The 16,639-nt window shown below is 70.8% G+C and carries 13 protein-coding genes and 1 pseudogene; 2 read left to right on the top strand and 12 right to left on the bottom strand.

Annotation, left to right across the window (positions count from 1 at the left end):
• Positions 1 to 141 precede the first annotated feature (141 nt).
• The 10 genes from IPK27_02680 to IPK27_02635 all read right to left on the bottom strand — a co-directional run bounded on the left by IPK27_02680 (position 142) and on the right by IPK27_02635 (position 11,454).
• Complete coding sequence (locus IPK27_02680; protein MBK8066559.1) at positions 142 to 1,296, bottom strand: zinc ribbon domain-containing protein; 1,155 nt, start codon at positions 1,294 to 1,296, stop codon at positions 142 to 144.
• 13 nt (positions 1,297 to 1,309) lie between these two features.
• Entirely contained in the window at positions 1,310 to 2,731 is a 1,422-nt protein-coding gene (locus IPK27_02675) for a hypothetical protein (protein MBK8066558.1), read from the bottom strand.
• Positions 2,629 to 4,317, bottom strand: coding sequence for a hypothetical protein (locus IPK27_02670; protein MBK8066557.1), 1,689 nt, complete (start codon positions 4,315 to 4,317; stop codon positions 2,629 to 2,631). The genes IPK27_02675 and IPK27_02670 overlap by 103 nt, the downstream gene beginning before the upstream one ends.
• On the bottom strand, positions 4,314 to 4,778 hold the full coding sequence (locus IPK27_02665; GenBank protein ID MBK8066556.1) for a hypothetical protein: 465 nt from the start codon (positions 4,776 to 4,778) through the stop codon (positions 4,314 to 4,316). Before IPK27_02665 ends, IPK27_02670 begins: the two co-directional genes overlap by 4 nt.
• Positions 4,775 to 5,356, bottom strand: coding sequence for a hypothetical protein (locus IPK27_02660; GenBank protein MBK8066555.1), 582 nt, complete (start codon positions 5,354 to 5,356; stop codon positions 4,775 to 4,777). The genes IPK27_02665 and IPK27_02660 overlap by 4 nt, the downstream gene beginning before the upstream one ends.
• On the bottom strand, positions 5,343 to 5,975 hold the full coding sequence (locus tag IPK27_02655; GenBank protein ID MBK8066554.1) for a zinc ribbon domain-containing protein: 633 nt from the start codon (positions 5,973 to 5,975) through the stop codon (positions 5,343 to 5,345). The genes IPK27_02660 and IPK27_02655 overlap by 14 nt, the downstream gene beginning before the upstream one ends.
• A gap of 6 nt (positions 5,976 to 5,981) precedes the next feature.
• Entirely contained in the window at positions 5,982 to 6,935 is a 954-nt protein-coding gene (locus IPK27_02650) for a hypothetical protein (GenBank protein MBK8066553.1), read from the bottom strand.
• A gap of 152 nt (positions 6,936 to 7,087) precedes the next feature.
• Positions 7,088 to 8,890, bottom strand: a complete 1,803-nt coding sequence (locus IPK27_02645; GenBank protein MBK8066552.1) for a DUF885 domain-containing protein — start codon at positions 8,888 to 8,890, stop codon at positions 7,088 to 7,090.
• A 109-nt stretch (positions 8,891 to 8,999) separates the two neighbouring features.
• Positions 9,000 to 9,158 carry a DUF2256 domain-containing protein gene (locus IPK27_02640; protein ID MBK8066551.1) on the bottom strand — a complete coding sequence of 53 codons (159 nt, stop codon included), beginning with the start codon at positions 9,156 to 9,158 and terminating at the stop codon, positions 9,000 to 9,002.
• A gap of 169 nt (positions 9,159 to 9,327) precedes the next feature.
• A complete protein-coding gene (locus IPK27_02635) occupies positions 9,328 to 11,454 on the bottom strand; it encodes a TonB-dependent receptor (GenBank protein MBK8066550.1) in 2,127 nt (708 codons plus the stop codon).
• Positions 11,455 to 11,602: 148 nt separating this feature from the next.
• Here IPK27_02635 and IPK27_02630 point away from each other — a divergent pair.
• Positions 11,603 to 12,477 (top strand): annotated as a pseudogene (locus tag IPK27_02630) (NAD(P)-dependent oxidoreductase).
• A gap of 44 nt (positions 12,478 to 12,521) precedes the next feature.
• Complete coding sequence (locus IPK27_02625; protein ID MBK8066549.1) at positions 12,522 to 13,289, top strand: hypothetical protein; 768 nt, start codon at positions 12,522 to 12,524, stop codon at positions 13,287 to 13,289.
• Positions 13,290 to 13,502: 213 nt separating this feature from the next.
• Here the strand turns inward: IPK27_02625 and IPK27_02620 are convergent, their stop codons facing one another.
• Together IPK27_02620 and IPK27_02615 are read right to left on the bottom strand one after the other, a co-directional pair.
• Entirely contained in the window at positions 13,503 to 14,837 is a 1,335-nt protein-coding gene (locus IPK27_02620) for a hypothetical protein (GenBank protein ID MBK8066548.1), read from the bottom strand.
• Positions 14,834 to 16,582: a protein kinase gene (locus IPK27_02615; GenBank protein MBK8066547.1), complete on the bottom strand. Its 1,749-nt coding sequence runs from the start codon at positions 16,580 to 16,582 to the stop codon at positions 14,834 to 14,836. Before IPK27_02615 ends, IPK27_02620 begins: the two co-directional genes overlap by 4 nt.
• Positions 16,583 to 16,639: the final 57 nt, after the last annotated feature.

Raw genomic sequence — 16,639 nt, 5'->3', positions numbered from 1 at the left:
TGGGCCCCGCCCCGCGCCCCCCCCCCCCCCCCCCCCCCCCCGCCGCCCAGCACCGCCAGCCCCGCCCAGCGGCCCCGGCGCCGCCCCGAAGCCGGCCCCCGAACGACCGACTGCGAGGCCTTGCGCGAAGTCGGGTAGCCGCTACAGCGCCTTCCCGCACTGCGCGCAGAAGCGTGCACCGGCACGCACCGTGGCGCCGCAGTGGCTGCAGTGCGGTACGGCAGCTGCGGCTGGCGGCCCAAGCAGGGCGAGCAGGTCGGCGGGGGAGGGTGCGGCGGCGCCCGGGATGGCCGTGCCCTCGGGCAATCCGCCGGTGCCGAGGAGTTCGCCCAGCAACTGCACACAGTAGGACGGCCCGGTGACCAGCAACTCGGCGCGGCCCTGCGCGAGCGCGCTGAGTTCGGCGACCACGATGCCACCGGGCGTGCGCCAGCCGGCGATGCAGGTGGTCTCGACGCGCTCCGCGGACACGCGCTCGCTGCGCGCCAGGCCGAAGGCGATGCCGCCGTTCGCCAGTCCGCGGCACAGGAGGTCGAGTCCCGCGGCCGGGAGCACCAAATCGCCCAGCGGATCGCCGGGCGTAGCTTCGAGCACAACCACGAGGCCAGCTTCCTGCAGGCTTTTCAGCGTGCCGCGCAGCAGCGCCGGGAAGTCGCCGGGCAGTGCCTCGGGCGCCAGCAGCGCCGCCAGCGATACCGCCCAGCCGGGGTTCGGCCGCGCAATGCCCGCATTCCAGGCGGCCTCGATGTCGCCCACGGTCACGCCGGTCGGCGGCCCGCTGGCGCGCGCGGCCTGACGCAGTGCAGCCGCGGTGCCGAGCGCGTCGACCAGCGCCAGCAGGGTCCACAGTTGTACCGCATCGAGCGCGAAACGCTCCGGCGGCACTTCGGCGCAACTGCCCAGCGCCAACTGGTTGAGCAGCGAGAGTTCGACGTCCTCCAGCGTCAGCGGGCCTTGCGCGTCCAGCGTATCACGCGCAACGCCGATGCGGAATCCGGGGCCGAGGCCCTGCGGCTGCGGCCACAGGTACTGGCCGAGCAACTGGTCCTCGCGGTCGGCGACGATCAGGCCGAGGCTGAGGCCGGGGTCGAGCAGCGCGGCCGGCAACGCCGACCAGTCGCCTGCCAGTCCCTTGAGGGCGCTGGCCAGGGCGTCGCGATCGGGCGCGCCCTCCGGCGCGGCGATCCGCGCCAGCGGCGACAACGCGCCGCAACACAGGCCCGGAAGCTGTGCCAGCGCCAGCAGCGCGGCCAGCGGCAGGCTGCGGTTTTCGAGGGCTTGCGGATCGTCTGGCATCTGGGTTCCCCTCTCAGTGCTGCAGGCCGAGGCGCTGCATCAGTTCCGCCGGATTGCGGATGCCCGCATCGCGCAGCATCTGCGCGGCGATGCGGGGATCCTTCTGCCCGGCCACCGCGCGCACCACGCGCGTGGTCGGTTCGTCCAGCGCCAGGCCGACGCTGCGGCCGCGGTTGGCGTACTTGACCATCTGGTTCATGTCGCCGCGCTCGAAGGCGTGGTGGATGCCTTCCAGCTGTGCCTGGCGAACCACTGGCCATTGGTCGCGCGGGATGCGCACCGGCGCACCCTGATGACCCTCCCAGACACCCTCGCGCAGCCATTGCTCGCGGCTGATGCCGGGCGGCGGGTCCAGCGTGCGCCGACCGGCTAGCACGCCCTCGCGGCCCTGCGGCGTGGACACATGGTCGCCAACGTGGATGTTGCCCTTGCGGTCCACATACACGGGGTGGTGCCCGGCCGTGCCGGTGGTCTGGCCGATGTTCTCGAGCATGACCTGCGCGTTCGGCGCCGCGCCGCCCGCGTCCATCAGTCCGCTGCCGGGGCGGTAGATGTTGATGTCGAGTTGCTGCTGGGTCATCCCGCCCGGGCCGCCGACCCGGGCGCATTCCTCGCGGATGATCGCTTCGGCTTCCTCGCGGCTGACGTGCTTCAGGCCGAGCAGGGTCTGGTAGAGATCTGCCTGGACATTGGAACCCGAGATCCGCGAGCGGCTGCCCTGGGTGGCGTTGAAGGTGTCGAAGCGGCGCGGGATCGGCTGTCCGGCAGCTTGCAGCGCACGCACCTCCTGCTCGATCAGGCGCTTGCTCGCGGCGTTCACCGCCTGGTCCTGCAATTGCAGCTTGCGCGCGGTGATCAGCGTATGCGCATCCTGGGAGATCAGGCCCTGCACCTGCAGGTCGCGAAGCGCGTTGCCGCCCTGGTTGGCGCGAATCGCGTCGTCGATCGCCTGCACCAGCGCCGGGTTGTCCTTGAGCGCATGCTGCGCCTGCTGGAGATTGCCGAAGGCTTCCCGCGCGCGCATCGCCTGGCGTGTCAGCAGTTCCACCTCGTGCGCCTTCTGCGCCGATTGCGCGGCGATGCGCGCCTGCTCCAGCGCCTTCTCAGTGCGACCGATCATCTGCTGCACGGTCGCGTTCGGTGCCTTGCCGCCGGCCTTCTGCAGCGCGCCGAGCTGTTGTTCCAGGCGACCAACCTGCTGCGCCGATTGCGCCGACACCTGCGCGAGGCCGGCGGCCGCGCGGCGGTCCAGCGCATTGTGCAGTGCGGTACCCCAGCGCGTGGACGGCAGCGTGGTCGGCTTGACCCGCATGGTCGCGATGGAAGCGATCTTCAGCACCGCCGCCGGAAAGGCCCACAGGCATTCCTCGGCGGAGGCATGCGGGTCGAAGAAGGACTTGAACTCGTCCCACGGCAGATCTCGCGGCGCACCCACTCCCAGGCGCCGCCAAGGGTATGGCCGGCGGTCTTGAGCATGCCCTGCGCCAGCGCCTTCAGTGCATCGCCATAACGGCCCTCGCGCAGGCCCTCGCCGAAGGCCTTGTTCTCGGCGGCAAGGTGTTCGCGGCCAAAATTCTTCAGGATCTCGCGCACCCCGCGCTCGAAATGACGCGGGTTCATCAGGCCGTGGGCGATGCCCTTGAGACCGCTCCAGGCATTCGCGCCGAGGTTGAGGATCCCGGCGCCAATGCCGTACACGGCCTTGCCGACGCCGAAGGTGAGTTCCATGAGCGCGGTGCCCGAGGCACGCGCGCTGTCGCCGAGCACGCTGGTCGGCTGCGGGATGCCCTGGTCGAGCTTGCCGAGCGCCTCGCGCAGCGCCTGCTGGGCGTCCTTCCAGGCGGCCGGGTCGAGCTTGCCGTCCTTGCCGATCGCCTGCGCGCGCGCATTCGCCACTGCCTGCGCGAGTTCCTTGTCCCCGGTGGCCTGCGCCACCCGCGCCAGATGGTCGAGCGTGCGCTCGGCGCGCGTCAATGCCGGGTCGCTGGGTTCCTTGGGGGCTCCCGGTCCCACTTTCGCCTTCGCCTTCGGCTTTGGTTTCGGCTTGGCCTTGGGCGGCGGCGGGCGCCGCGGCGCGCGCGCGCCGCGCAGGCCGCTCGCGAGGGCACCCAGCAGTCCGATCAGCGGCGGCGCCAGCACGCCCACCAGCGCTTCCTTCAGGCTGCGTGGCGGCGGCAGCGGGCCGACCGGGCCGATGCCGGATGCCGGCGGCGGCGCGGTGCCCCAGGCGGGCAGCACCGTCTGCTCGACCAAGCCCTGGCCGGCGACGCTGACCTGGGTCTCGATCAGGGTGCGCTTGCCGTCCCAGACGACCGAGTTGGCGAACCGCCCGTTGATCAGGACAACGATGCCGCGCACGTCCGCGGCCGGGCGGCCCTGGGCATCGAGCACCTCGACGCTGGGCGACAGCACCTCGCCTGGCCTCAACGGCGGGATCCGGATCAGGACCTGGTAGGTGCCAGCGGTGGCGGTGACGATGTTGCCGTCGAGACCCTGCGCGAGCACGCCGCGGTGGATCGCTTCGGCGACCGGGCGCAGCGCGGCGCGCGCCTGCTCCCGCGAGACATCGCCCTCGGCCATCGGAAAGCTCACGCGCGCCGCGACGACATGCTTCGGATAGCTCCAGTACCACCACATGTGGCCGGGGATCGGCTGGCCCTCGTGCTGCGCGTCGGGCCGCCACATCGGCGTCCAGGTTTCCTTGAGGGTGCCGCCCCAGGGCGCCGCGGCGGCCTCGCCGTGAATCTCGGCGAGGCGCGCGGCCGCGTTCTCCATCGGTCCCTGGAGCTCGATCTGGAACGAGCGTTCGCTTGGATGGAAGACCTCGCCCGATTCGACGGTCGCCCTCGGTGCTACGCCGGCGTAGCGCGACTCGCGGTAGTGCACCCCGCTGCCGACCATGCGCGCCGCCTCTGCCAGCGCGGCCGTCTCCGAGTTCTCCACCGCCGGCTGCGCCAGCGCGGACGAGCCTGCGGCGAGCACCAACCCGCAAAGTGCGCCGATGAGCCAGCGCGCGCTCACGGTGCCGCTCCCTGCGCGGCGAGCGCGACCACCCAGCTCCAGCCGGCGACCAGCGGCAGCAGCACCAGCATCGGGGCGAGCGCGCACCACAGCGGGTGGCCGCCATCGCGGCCGATTTGCGCGCCGGCGACGCTGCCGGCGGTCAGCAGGCCGGCGCCGACGAACGCCGGCGCGAGCGACCAGCCGGGGCCGGCGGCGACCAGCGCCGCGAGCACGGTGTAGGGCAGCAGCAACAGGAATCCGGCGTCGATTGCGGCGCCAACCTGCGCGGTGGCTTCGCCCGGGCTGGCCTCCGGCAACCCTGCGCGCAGCAGCCGGTCGAGCACCAGCACTCCGATGCCGCCTGCCGCCAGTGCACAGACGGCTGCGCCGCCGACCATCGCCGCGTCGACCGGCGGCACGCTCAGCGCACCCAGCGTGGCGAGGCAGGTCCAGCGCAGCAGCCGCGCGCCGAGGCTCACGGCCCGACTCCCCACCACACCCAGCCGGACAGCATGCCGGCGCCGCACAGGGTCGACAGCAGTGCAGCCACGCCAGCGCGCCCGCCGGCCAGTTCGCGCAGCGCCAGGAACAGCGGGCCGAGTGCCCACAGCAGCCCGGTGACGCCGCAGGAGATCGCGGTGTTCCAGCCGAGCACGAGGTTGAGGCCCAGCCCCACCAGTCCGTAGACCAGCGCGCTGGCATAGGCGCCGCCGACCGCGCGCAGCGCCGCACCCGGTCCGGGGCCGCCGAAGGGGCGCGTCAGCACCCACGCGGCAAGTCCCATCGCAGCCACGCCGGCACTGCCGAGCAGCGCGCCGCGCAGCACCAGGCCGGCCAGGTCCGCGGCCGCGTCGCCACGCGAGCGCGCGAGATCGAGCGCCGCCTGCAGCGAGATCGTGGTGAAAGCGAGGGTCGACAGCAGCAGCGCGGCGGGCGCACCCACCCCGTCCAGCGAGCGCGTCACCAGGCTGGCCGGGTCGACGATCAGCGACCACCAGCGGGCGCTGCTGGGCTGTTCGCCGGCGGTGTCGGCGATGGCTGCCTCAGGGCGCGACACTGGCGACGCCCTCGTCGATCACGGGCTCGGACAGGCCGAGACCGTCCTGCTCCAGGCCCTGCAGGAAGCTGCGCATCTCGGCGCGCGCAGCGGCGAGATCGCCGCTGCCGTTCGCGACATGGTGCCGGTAAAGACCGCGGCCGAGCGCGACGATGTTGTCGTTGAGGCGAATGCGCAGCTCTGGATGGTCCCCAGGGCCGGCAAGGATCGCTGCGACATGCGCGCGGTTCGCGCTGGCCACGGCTGCCTTGAGCCTCTCGATGTCCGCGCGGCTGACCGCCGGCGTTGCCGGTGCACGCTTGACCGGCGGCGCCTCGGCAACCACGGCTGGCGATGCGGGAACAGCCGGTTCGGGCCGTGGTTGCGCGGCGCCAGCGCCATGGCGCCGGCGCGGACCGCCAGCCAGCACCGCCAGCGCCAGCAGCAGCGCAGGGCCGCGCCCACGCGCCGGTGCGCCTGGCTGCGCTGCGGGCAAGCGCGCCGCGGGCGCGGGAGTTTGCGGCCGGGGATCGGCTGCTGCCGCGGCAGGTTCCTGCAGCGGTGCGCCGCAGGCCTCGCAGAAGCGCGCACCGCGCACCAGTTCGGCGCCGCAGGATTCGCAGAAGCGCGGGGTGGGCATCGGCGACTACTCCCCGGAGTCGCCGAAGTCGGCCACCAGCAGCGCCGGCAGTTTTCCGCGCGCGCCGCGCCAGCCGATCCACGCCAGGGCCGCCAGCGCCAGCACCAGCACTGCCAGCATGCTCCAGTCGTCGCCACCGTAGACGGTCCATGCGGCATAGGTCTCGCCGCGGTGGATCCACGACTCGCGCACACTGAAGGCTCCCAGCAGCAGCGCACCCACGATCATCAGGTCGACCCCGATCAGGACCCAGCCGAACAGCCCGATCAGCCAGATCGTGGCGAGCCCGAAACACAGTTGCAGCAGCGGCAGCAGCAACGACAGGTCGAAAGCATCGACCGCGGCGAACAGCGGCACGCAGGCCAGCACCAGCAGCGCGCTCCACCCCAGGTAGCGCGGCAGCGGCGAACGCAGCGGCAGGCGCCCGGCGGTGCCGTGGCGCTGGATCTCGTCGGCGATCCGCTGCGCCACCGCGGCGTAGTTCTCCGGCGTCGCGTACACCACCAGCAGCCGGCGCCAGCGGTTGCACAGGATGACCTGGTGGCGCTGCGGCCGGTATTCGGCGCGGAAGGCGCCACGCCAGCGCAGCGAGCGCTGCTCCTGGGTGGTGGCGATCAGCCCGGCGCCGGTGGCCTGCGCGCTGCCGCGCAACAGGCCGAGCGCCAGCAGCAGCCGGTTGCCGGCGCGCGCGCGGCGGTCGATGGTCGCGAACTCGATGCCGTCGCCATCGACACTGAAGCGGCAGTGCATGCGGTTGCCGAACACCAGCAGCATGACCAGCACTGCGAGCACTGCCAGGCCCGCGCCGACGCTGAGGAAGGCCAACCAGATCGGCCCGATCGCGTCGTATTCGCCCTGCACCGCGAAGATCAGGCTCATCATCGCGGCGCAGATGACGGATGCGAGCAGGAACACCCGCAGCAGGCCGCCGGTGATCAGCGGATCGCCGAGCAGCGGCACGGCGATCTCCCAGTGCAGGATCCCCCGTTTCCGGCATCGCCGGCGTCGTGACCCACTGCGTCGCTACTCGTCTGGGTACACCCGCATCAGAACGCTGCGGCGCATGCGCCGCCTTGATACGGGTCAACGGCAGGCGGGACCGGTTTTACGGATCAGCCCTGCGCGGAGATCCAGCGCTCGATCTTGGCTTCCAGCACATCCAGCGGCAGCGAGCCGTCTTCCAGCACCTGGCGGTGGAAGGCGCGCAGGTCGAAGCGGGTGCCGAGGCGCGCTTCGGCGCGGGTGCGCAACTCGCGGATCTTGAGCTCGCCGATCTTGTACGCCAGCGCCTGCCCCGGGATCGCGGCGAAACGCTCGGCCTCGGAGACGGCCTGGGTGTCGCCGGCGGCTGAGTTGGCGCGCATGTAGTCGAGCACCTGCTCGCGAGTCCAGCCCTTCGCGTGGATCCCGGTGTCGGTGACCAGGCGGATCGCGCGCCACAGCTCGGCGCCGAGCGCGCCGAAGCGCATCACAGGGTCGCTGTAGACGCCGAGTTCGGGACCCAGCGATTCGGCGTACAGGCCCCAGCCTTCGGCGAATGCGGTCTCGCCGTTGAAGCGGCGGAAGCGCGGCAGTCCGGTCAGCTCGCGCTGCAGCGCGATCTGGAAATGGTGGCCAGGGGTCGCCTCATGCAGGTACAGCGATTCCAGCGCCCAGCGCGGGCGTGCTTTCAGGTCGAAGGTGTTGGCGTAGAAGATGCCTGGCCGGCTGCCGTCTTCGCTGGGCGCATTGTAGGAGCCAGCGGCGGCGCTGGCGGCGCGGAAAGCCTCCACCGCGCGGATCTCGAAATCGGCTTTCGGCTGGATGTCGAACAGCGCCGGCAGGCGCGGGTCGACCGTGGCGCGGAAGTCGCGGTAGGCCTTCAGCAACTCTTCCTCGCTGGTGAAGTAGTTGCGCGGGTCGGCCTGCATCGCGGCGAAGAAATCCTGAAGCGAACCGGCGATGCCGAGCTGCTGCTGCACCTTGCGCATCTCGCCATGGATCCGCGCGACCTCATCCAGCCCTATCTGGTGGATCTCATCGGGCGACAGTGTGGTGGTAGTGCTCTGGCGTACCTGGAAGGCATACCAGGCCGCACCGTCCGGCAGTGCGCCCAGGCCAAAGCTGGTGCGCGCGGCCGGGATGTACTCGTTGGCCACGAACTCGCGCAGCCGGCGATAGGCCGGAACCAGTTGCCCGGCGATCAGCGCGCGATATTCGCGGGTCAGACGTTCGCGCTCCGCGGCGCTGAAGTCCGCCGGCAGGTTGCGGATCGGGCCCCAGTAGGTGCTTTTCTCGACCTCGTCGACGATCTGCGCTTCCAGCTGCGGCAACACTTTCTCCATCAGCACGCGCGGCTGGGTGATGCCGGCGGCGATGCCCTCGCGCATGTTCGCGATGCCCTGGTCGAACAGCGCCGGCACCGCCCGCGCGCGCTTGAGCCAGCGGTCGTAGTCGGCCACGGTCTTGAACGGCTGCGCGGTGGTGCCCGAGCCGAGCACCGCGAACTGGCTGGCGAAGCTGTAGAACTGGTTCAGCGGGGCGAGGTGGCGCGGGTATTCCATCGCCTCCAGGTCCTGGCGCAGCCGGCGCACGAACAACTGGTAGGAGAGCAGGTCCTGGCCGCTCAGGCCGGCCTCGCCGATGGCCGTCGCGCGCGCCAGGAAATCGCTGTTGTAGCGCCGCATCGACTCGCGCCATTGCGGCGACAGCGTGTTCGGAAGCAGATCGTTGTAGCGCGCGTCGCCGATCTGGGTGGCCTGCAGCGGGTTGAGCTTGAGACCGGCCTCGAACCACCCCTCGTACAGCGCGTGCAGTTGCGCCGCGCGGCTGGGGGCGGCCGCCACGCTGCCTTCGGCGGGCGGGGCGGCGCGTTCGGTGCTGGCGCAGGCGCCGAGGACAGCGCACAAAGCGATGGCGAGCAAATGGCGGGTCATCGTTCGGCTCCTCGGCAGGGGCCGCGAGCGTGCTCGGGCGTGCGCCGGCGCACCCGTGCCGGAAGTCCCGGTCCGGTGTGGCCGTCTCGATCTGCTACCGTCGTGCAGCTCAGTCGGGCCGCGAGGCCTTGCGCCTGCGGCAGGCATCCGAACAGTACTTCACCAGCTCCCAGCAGCGCTCCCACCGCTTGCGCCAGGTCATCGGACGGCCGCAGGCCTCGCAGGTCTTGGTCGGGCGCGGCGGGCGCTTGCTGTCGCGGGCGGGCATGGAACTGCAAGTAGTCGGGGTCGCCAAGGATCACCGGCGGCGTGTGAACGATGCGCCAGGGCGGAGTCGCACAGCCCGGTGTGCGCGCGCCGCGCGTTCACCGGGTACTTGCCGCGAGCACCGGTGAACGGCTGGCGCCGCACACCGGGCCACGCAAGTCGGCGTTCTCTCAGAATGAGGCTTTGAACTCCACGCCCCAGATGCGCGGCTCGTTGATGAAGCCGGTCAGGTTGTTGAAGTCGATGCCGCCGACGATGACTTCCTCGTCGGTGATGTTGCGGCCGAACGCAGCCAGTTCGTACTTCCCGTACTCCCACAAGTAGCCAATCCGCAGGCCGCCTTCGAGCAGCGATTCGCCGCGGAACTCCTCGGCCTCGTAGAGGAAGAAGTTGACTTCGCCGCGGTAGGCCCAGTCGGTATAGACGAAGAACTCGCCGTCGCCCATCGGCATCGACCAGCGCGCGGTGACGTTGGTGATCCATTTGGGCGCGTTCGGCAGCGGGTTGCCGTCGATCAGCACGGTGCCTTCCACCGGGCCGTCCGGATCGGTGACGGTGCAGCCGCCGCCACAGGGTGCGATGGCCAGGTTGTCGTCTTCGATCTCGGTGTCGTTGTAGTGCTGGCCGCCCACGGCGGTGAGCTGCTGGTCGTCGACGCGGTAATGGAACACCGAGAACCCGGCGCGCGCACGTTTGTCCCAGAAATCGGTCTTGATGCCGGCCTCAACCGACAGCACGGTCTCCGAGTCGGCCACGGAGACGATGTCGCCGAACAATACGCGGCCCTGAATCGACGGCGCGCGGAAGCCCTCGGCCACGCGCGCATAAAGATTGGTGCTGTCGCTCAGAGCAAACACGCCGGAGAGATCCCAGCTGAGATCGTCCGCATCGGTCTGGACGCGCACCGGCGCCAGCGGGCCGACGCCGAGGAAGGACAGCGGCGACTCGAAGCGCTCGGCGACGAAGTCCTTGTCGTCCTGGGTGTAGCGCAGGCCGCCGCGCAGGGTGAAGCGCTCGCTGACGGCGTACTCGCCGGAGACGAACAGCGCCCAGGCCTCGTTCTGCTGCCGCTGCCGGGCCGAGCCGTTCTCCACATTGCCGGCCAGCGGGTCGTAGCTGAAGCTGTCGATGGTGATGTCTTCGTCGAGCCAGTACAGGCCCGCCTGCCAGTCGAAGGCACCCCATTCGTTCGACGCCAGGCGGAATTCCTGGGTGAACTGCGAGTGGTCCGGCAGGCCGTCGGCGGATTCGGCGGTGAACGGGATCAGGCCGGGGCCGCTCGGCGGCGCGAACACCGCACCGAAGCCGCCATCGATGTCTCCGCGGCTGTAGCTGTCTGCGCTCTCCCAACCGGTGATCGAGTACAGCGTCACCGAGCCGAGGTCGAAGCTGAGCCGCGCGCTGGCGCCGAGGTTGTCCACCTGCTGCTCGTTGATGCCGTCCTGGGAGACCTCATAGCGGTCGAAGCCCGCGACCAGGTCGTTGCTGCCGGGGCGGATGATGTTGGCGCGGAACACCCGCGCCGAGCCGTCGAGGTTGCGGCCGTGCACATTGAACAGCGCGCTGGACGATTCGCCCTCCCACAGCAACTGGGCGCGCGCGGCGAAGTCGTCGTAGCCCTCGAGTTCGTCTTCCGGGCCGTCGAAGGTGTTCTCGACGTAGTCGTCGCGCGACTGGTACAGCGCCGACACGCGCATCGACACGCTCTCGCTCAGGCCGCCGCCGACGGCGCCTTCGAAGTTCAGGCTGCCGAAGCGGCCATAGCTGACCTGGGCGTAGCCCTCGGCCACCTGGCTCGGCCGGCGCGAATCGAACTTGACCACGCCCGCCGGCGTGTTGCGCCCGAACAGCGTGCCCTGCGGGCCGCGCAGCAGTTCCACCCGGTCCAGGTCGAACACCGGGAAGCCCTTGATGATCGGGTTCTCCTGCACGATCTCGTCGTACACCACCGACACCGGCTGCGAGGCGTTGAGGTCGAAATCGGTGTTGCCGAAGCCGCGGATGTAGAAGCGCGGGAAGGTGCGGCCGAAGGAGGACTCGATCACCAGGCTGGGCAGGCGCCCGGACAGGAAGCGCACGTCCTCGCCGCCGGAGCCGATGATGTCGAGTTTTTCGTCGGCGACCGTGGTGATCGCGATCGGCACTTCCTTGACGTCTTCTTCGCGGCGCTGGGCGGTCACCGTGACCGTTTCCAGGGTGGCGGGTTCGTCGGACGCTGGCGATTGCGCCCAGGCGCTGGGTGCGCACAGGGCAAGGACGATGGCGGCTTGCAGCGGAGCGAGGCGATGCAGCTTCATGGCGCGGGTCCTCCGGGTAGGGCGGGCAAGGCCGCCGACTGGGCAGGTCGTTAGAATTTCGTTGGCCGATCACAGCAGAATGTCGCGGACCGCGCTACCTCCGATCGGCGAACCGGAGGAACCTGTTGGACGCAACCGGCGCACAGGCATGCACATCCTGCTGACAGGTTCCAGCGGAAGGATCGGCCGCGCCATCCAGGCCGAGCTTGGGACCGCACACCAGGTGACCGGCATCGACCGCCTGCCGGCGCCAGGCACCCATGAGGTGGTCGACCTGCGCCACACGCGGTCCATCGTACCCCTGCTGCGCGGTGTCGATGCGGTGATCCACTGCGCCGCGCTGCATGCACCGCAGGTGGGCGTGGTCGCCGATGCCGAGTTCACGGCCACCAATGTGGATGCGACGCGCCGTCTCGCTGAAGCCGCGCGTGACGCCGGCGTCCGTCGCTTCGTCTACACCAGCACGACGGCGCTCTACGGCGATGCATCCACGCCGGCTGGCGCCGCAGGCTGGGTGGATGAGGATCTGCCGCCGCAACCGCGGACCATCTACCACCGCAGCAAGCTGGCGGCCGAGCTGGCGCTGGCCGAGGTGTGCGCGCCGGCCGGCATTGCGCTGACCTGCCTGCGGATGTCGCGCTGTTTCCCCGAGCCGGCGCCCCTGATGGCGGCGTTTCGCCTGCACCGCGGGATCGACGCGCGCGACGTGGCCAGCGCGCATGTCGCCGCGCTCGCGCTGAGCCACGCTGGCACCGGACCTTCGTGATCTCCGCGCCCACGCCCTTCGAGCGCGGCGACCTGGGGGCGCTGAAATCCGACGCCCCCGCCGTGCTGGCGCAGCGTGCCCCCGCGCTGGTCGCGGCCTTCCGAGCACGCGGCTGGGAGCCGCCGGCATCGATCGACCGCGTCTATTCCCCGGCGCGCGCGCTGGCCGTGCTCGACTGGCAGCCACGGCATGGATGGGAGTCAGTGCTGCTGGCGCTGGATGTTGGATCACCCGAGGTGCTGGCGCCGGCTGGCTGAGTCCCTATCCTTGCCGCTCCCTTCGACTGTCCCAGGTGGATCCGGTGAACTTGCGCAACCTGCTGGTGATCTTGGCTGTCGGCGTTGTGGTGGTGCTCGGTGCGCGCCACAGCCGCGATCCGCGCAATACCGAGCTGCCCTTCGGTAGCACCGACCTTTCCAGCGTGCAGGCGCAGCTGGCCAAGCTCCCCGACGAGGAGCGCGCGCTGGTGGAGGACTACGTCAAGCGCACCAATGGCGACTACCTGCCGGCCGGCATGGGCGATCCGGACGACCCGATGACCGCGCGCACCTTCGCCGAAGCCATCGCGCTGGAGCGGGCCTGGAAGGAAAAGATGCAGGGCGAACAGGCGCAGGCCGACGCGCGCCAGGCCGAGCGCGACGCGCGCCTGGCGCCGCTGCGCGCGCTGGTCGACGCCCGCGTGGTCAAGGCCGAGGTGCTGAGCAGCAGCGAGTTCGCCGCGCGTCGCGGACAACCGCAACCAGGCCAGGCGACCATGCGCGGCGAGGGCGAGACCTTCGTCGTGCGCATCCGCGTTCAAAACACCGGCAATGAGACGATCAACGCGATGACCGGCTCGCTGAAGGCACGCGACCGCGACGAGTACCTGCCGCTGGACCTGTGCTGGATCGACTTCAGCCACCACGCGCCGATGGCGCCCGGCGCCAGCGAGGAGATCGAATGCGGCGGCCGCGCCGGTGTCAGCGACCAGCAGCGTGCTTTCGCCGCTGGCACGCCGGGGCGGTTCACCGTGGTCTGGGAGCCGCGCCAGGTGGTCCTGGCGAGCGGGCGCAGGCTGGAAGCGGATTAACGGGGCACGGGGGACGGGGCACGGGGCACGGGAAGACCTCGGGCCAGGTTCTGATTTGAGCGCTGACTGCGGATTTCGTTGAAGAATCGGGTTGACAGGCCGTTTCGGCATGCGAGCCTCGCCCTTGCCGGCCTGCGAGCCCTCCCGTGCCCCGTGCCCCGTGCCCCGTGCCCCGTGCCCCGTGCCCCGTGCCCCGTGCCCCGTGCCCCGTGCTCAGAACACAAACCCGATCCCAATGATCCAGCCGTCGCTGTCGCCGTTGACCAGCGTGCGGTCGCTGGCGTCCGACCATTCGCGGTTGAGCTTGAGGATCCAGCTGTGGTCGGGCTCGTAGCGCAGGCCGAGGACATGCTTGCGCTCGCGCGCCACCAGGCTCGCCAGGCTGGTCAGGTCCTCGACGCTGACGTGGTCGTATTCGTAGATCAGGCTGAGGCGCGCATCGGGGAAGGCCTCGTTGCGCCAGGCCAGCGGCAGCCATTGCTGCACATCGTAGGCGGCGCGCGCATAGCCGCCGCGCAGGTCGGCGGATTCGCCTTCGGCGCGTTCGGCGCGCATCCACAGGTATTCACCACTGAGGCGCCAGCGCTCATGACGCCAGTTGAAGTCCAGGCCTAGTCCGCGCAGGCCCAGCTGCCCGGCTTCATCGTAGTCGCCGTCGTAGAGGCCGAGGCCGAGCGCCAGCTGGTCATTGCGCCGCAGCGTCAGGTGCGCGGCGAGCGCCTTGTCGTTGTTGTTGTCCTCGCCGAAGCCCTGGCGCGCATTGCGCAGGCCGCCGGCGTCGATGCCGTCGTCCAGGCCGGCAACCAGGTAGGCCTCCCAGTCCAGCTGCCAGTCGGCCGAGAGCTCGTGGTGGCCGACCAGGCCGAAGGCGTTGTCGGTCCAGTCCGAGGGCGCGATCAGGCGGGAGGACAGGGGACGGACAATGACTTCTCGCAGCGGCGCGTAGTGATCCGCCTCGTTGTTGCCGAAGGGAACCAGGATCACGCCGCCGCGCAGCGCCAGGTGGTCGCTGATGGCGTAATCGACGTAGGCCTGTTCCAGCAGCACCTCGCCGCCGCGCGCGCTGCCCACGGCGGCGGCGCGTTCGAACTCGATCTCGCTGAAGAAGCTGACTTTGGGGTGCGGTTGGCCGCTCAGCACCAGTTCGAAGGACTCGGCGTCGATCACCGAATCCTGGCCCGAGCGCTTGCCGATGTTGACCGCGCCATAGCTGCTGATCGCGATCTCACGCTGGCGCGAGGCGCTGGCGGCGGCCAGCGCATGTCCCTGGTTCTCCACTTCCCCGCGGACGGCGGCGAGATCGGCGCCGAGCGCCTGCACCGTCTGGCCGATGGCCGCGACCGCCTCGGGCGCCGCCGCGGGCGCGGCTGGCTGGTTGCGTTCGAGCAGCGCACGCAGCGCGGCGATTTCGCCTTCCATCCGGTCCCAGCGCGATTCAAGCGCGCTCAGGCGCGCCTCGACGCTCGCAGGGTCCGTGGCGCCCGCCGGTGCGGCGAGCGCGAGCGCCAGCAACACGGCAAGCCGGCGCGGAAGGGTGGTGCATTTCACAGGCTGATCTCCAGCAGGATGGGTGGATGGCGCAGGCCCTCGCCCTGCAGCAGGACGGCATAGCTGCCGAGCGGCACGCCGCGCGCCACGTTGAGAGTGAACTCGAGCGCGCCATCGCCCTCATGGCGCAACTCGCCGACACGAAAGCGGGCATCCGCCGCGCCACCGCTGGCGATCACCATGCCGGTGACTGCGGCGAGGCCGCTGCCTTCGATGCGCACGCTGGCGCTGCGGCCGGCGCGCAGCACGCGCGGGGTGACGCGATCGATGCGCAGCTCGATCAGGGTCGGAACGGTGACCGGCGCCGGTGCCGGCTCGGCCGCCGTAGCGGCGGTTCGTGGTGCCAGCGGTTCCGTTGACGTGACGTGCGCCGGTTGCGCGAGCTGCGACTCGGCCACGAGCGGTGTGTGGTCGGTGGGCGTCGTCGCGGGTCCCGTGGCCGACGCCACGGCGACGGGTGCGGGTGGTTCGGGTCTGGGTTTCGGCTCGGTCTCGGGCTTCACGGCGGACGTCGCCGCTTGACTCGGCTTCACGGCCGGCCCGCGCTCTTCTGAGGGGGGCGTCGCAGGCTCTTCGGCCAGGGGTTCGACCTGGGTTCCGGCGTCCGGCAGCGGCAAGGGCTGCGCGGGGACGTCCGGGGCGGTCGCAATCGAATCGGGCGCAGTCGCGGGCTCACCGCGGGTGCCGTGGGTTGGCGTCGGCGCCGGCGGCGGCTGCAGCAACCACCAGCCAGCGACGCCCGCCAGCACCAGCGCCAGCCATGGCCAGCGCTGGGCCGCCTGCGGCCGTGCCGGCGATGCCTTTACCGCAATCGACGCACGCGTGCGCGCCGGTGCCGGCAGCGGCTGCGGTGCGGTGTCGCCCGCCTGCGGCAGTTCGCGCAGGGTGGCATCGGCCGCGACTCCTGCGCGGATCTGGCGCAGGCTCGCGATCAGCTGCGCGGCGTCGGCCGGCCGCAGTTCTGGCTGCTTCGCGAGGCAGGCGTGGACCAGGTCCGCCAGGCCGGCCGGCAGCCCGCCCAGACGCTTGTCCAGCCGCGGCACCTCGCGCTGGATCACGCGCGCAACGGTGGCCTGGACGGTGTCGCCGCGAAAAGGGTTGTCGCCACACAGCAGCACATAGCAGAGCAGGCCGAATGCGTAGATGTCGGCCGCTGCGGTGTGCGCCGCGCCGGACATCACTTCGGGGGCGACGAACTCGGGAGTGCCGACGAAGTATCCGGAGGCCGTGAGCTGCCCGCCGCCGGACTGGGCGATGCCGAAGTCGAGCAGCTTGCAGCGACCGTCTTCCAGGACGCGCACGTTCTCGGGCTTCAGGTCGCGGTGCAGCACGCCCATGCGATGCGCCGCGGCGAGCGCCTCGGCGACACCCAGCATGACCCCGAACTGATCACGCAATCGCTGCGGACGCAGCATCCACTGGCTCAGGTCCTCGCCCGACAGGAACTCCAGCACCAGGAAAGGGGTGTCCGCATCGACGCCGTATTCGAGCAAGGTGACGATGTTCGGATGGTTCAGCCGGCCCATCGTCTGCGCTTCGCGGATGAAGCGCTCGCGCGCCTGCGGATCCGCGCCGAGCGTCACCCGCTTGATCGCCACCTGGCGGCCGATGTCTGGGTCTTGGGCGAGGTAAACCCGCCCCATGCCGCCACTGCCGAGCAGTCGCAGCACCCGGTACTTGCCGATCTGCGTGGGCAATCCCGCCGCCGTCACCCGCACTTCCTCGCGCATCGTTTTGCGCGGCAATGTACGTGGCTCTCCTTTGCCCGGCATTAACTTCGCGCAAGTCCCGCGAAGACCCAG

The sequence above is a fragment of the Rhodanobacteraceae bacterium genome (genome assembly GCA_016713135.1).
Classification (GTDB): domain Bacteria; phylum Pseudomonadota; class Gammaproteobacteria; order Xanthomonadales; family SZUA-5; genus JADKFD01.
The sequence above is the reverse complement of the archived record's forward strand: the minus strand, read 5'-3'. Positions and strand labels throughout refer to the sequence as shown.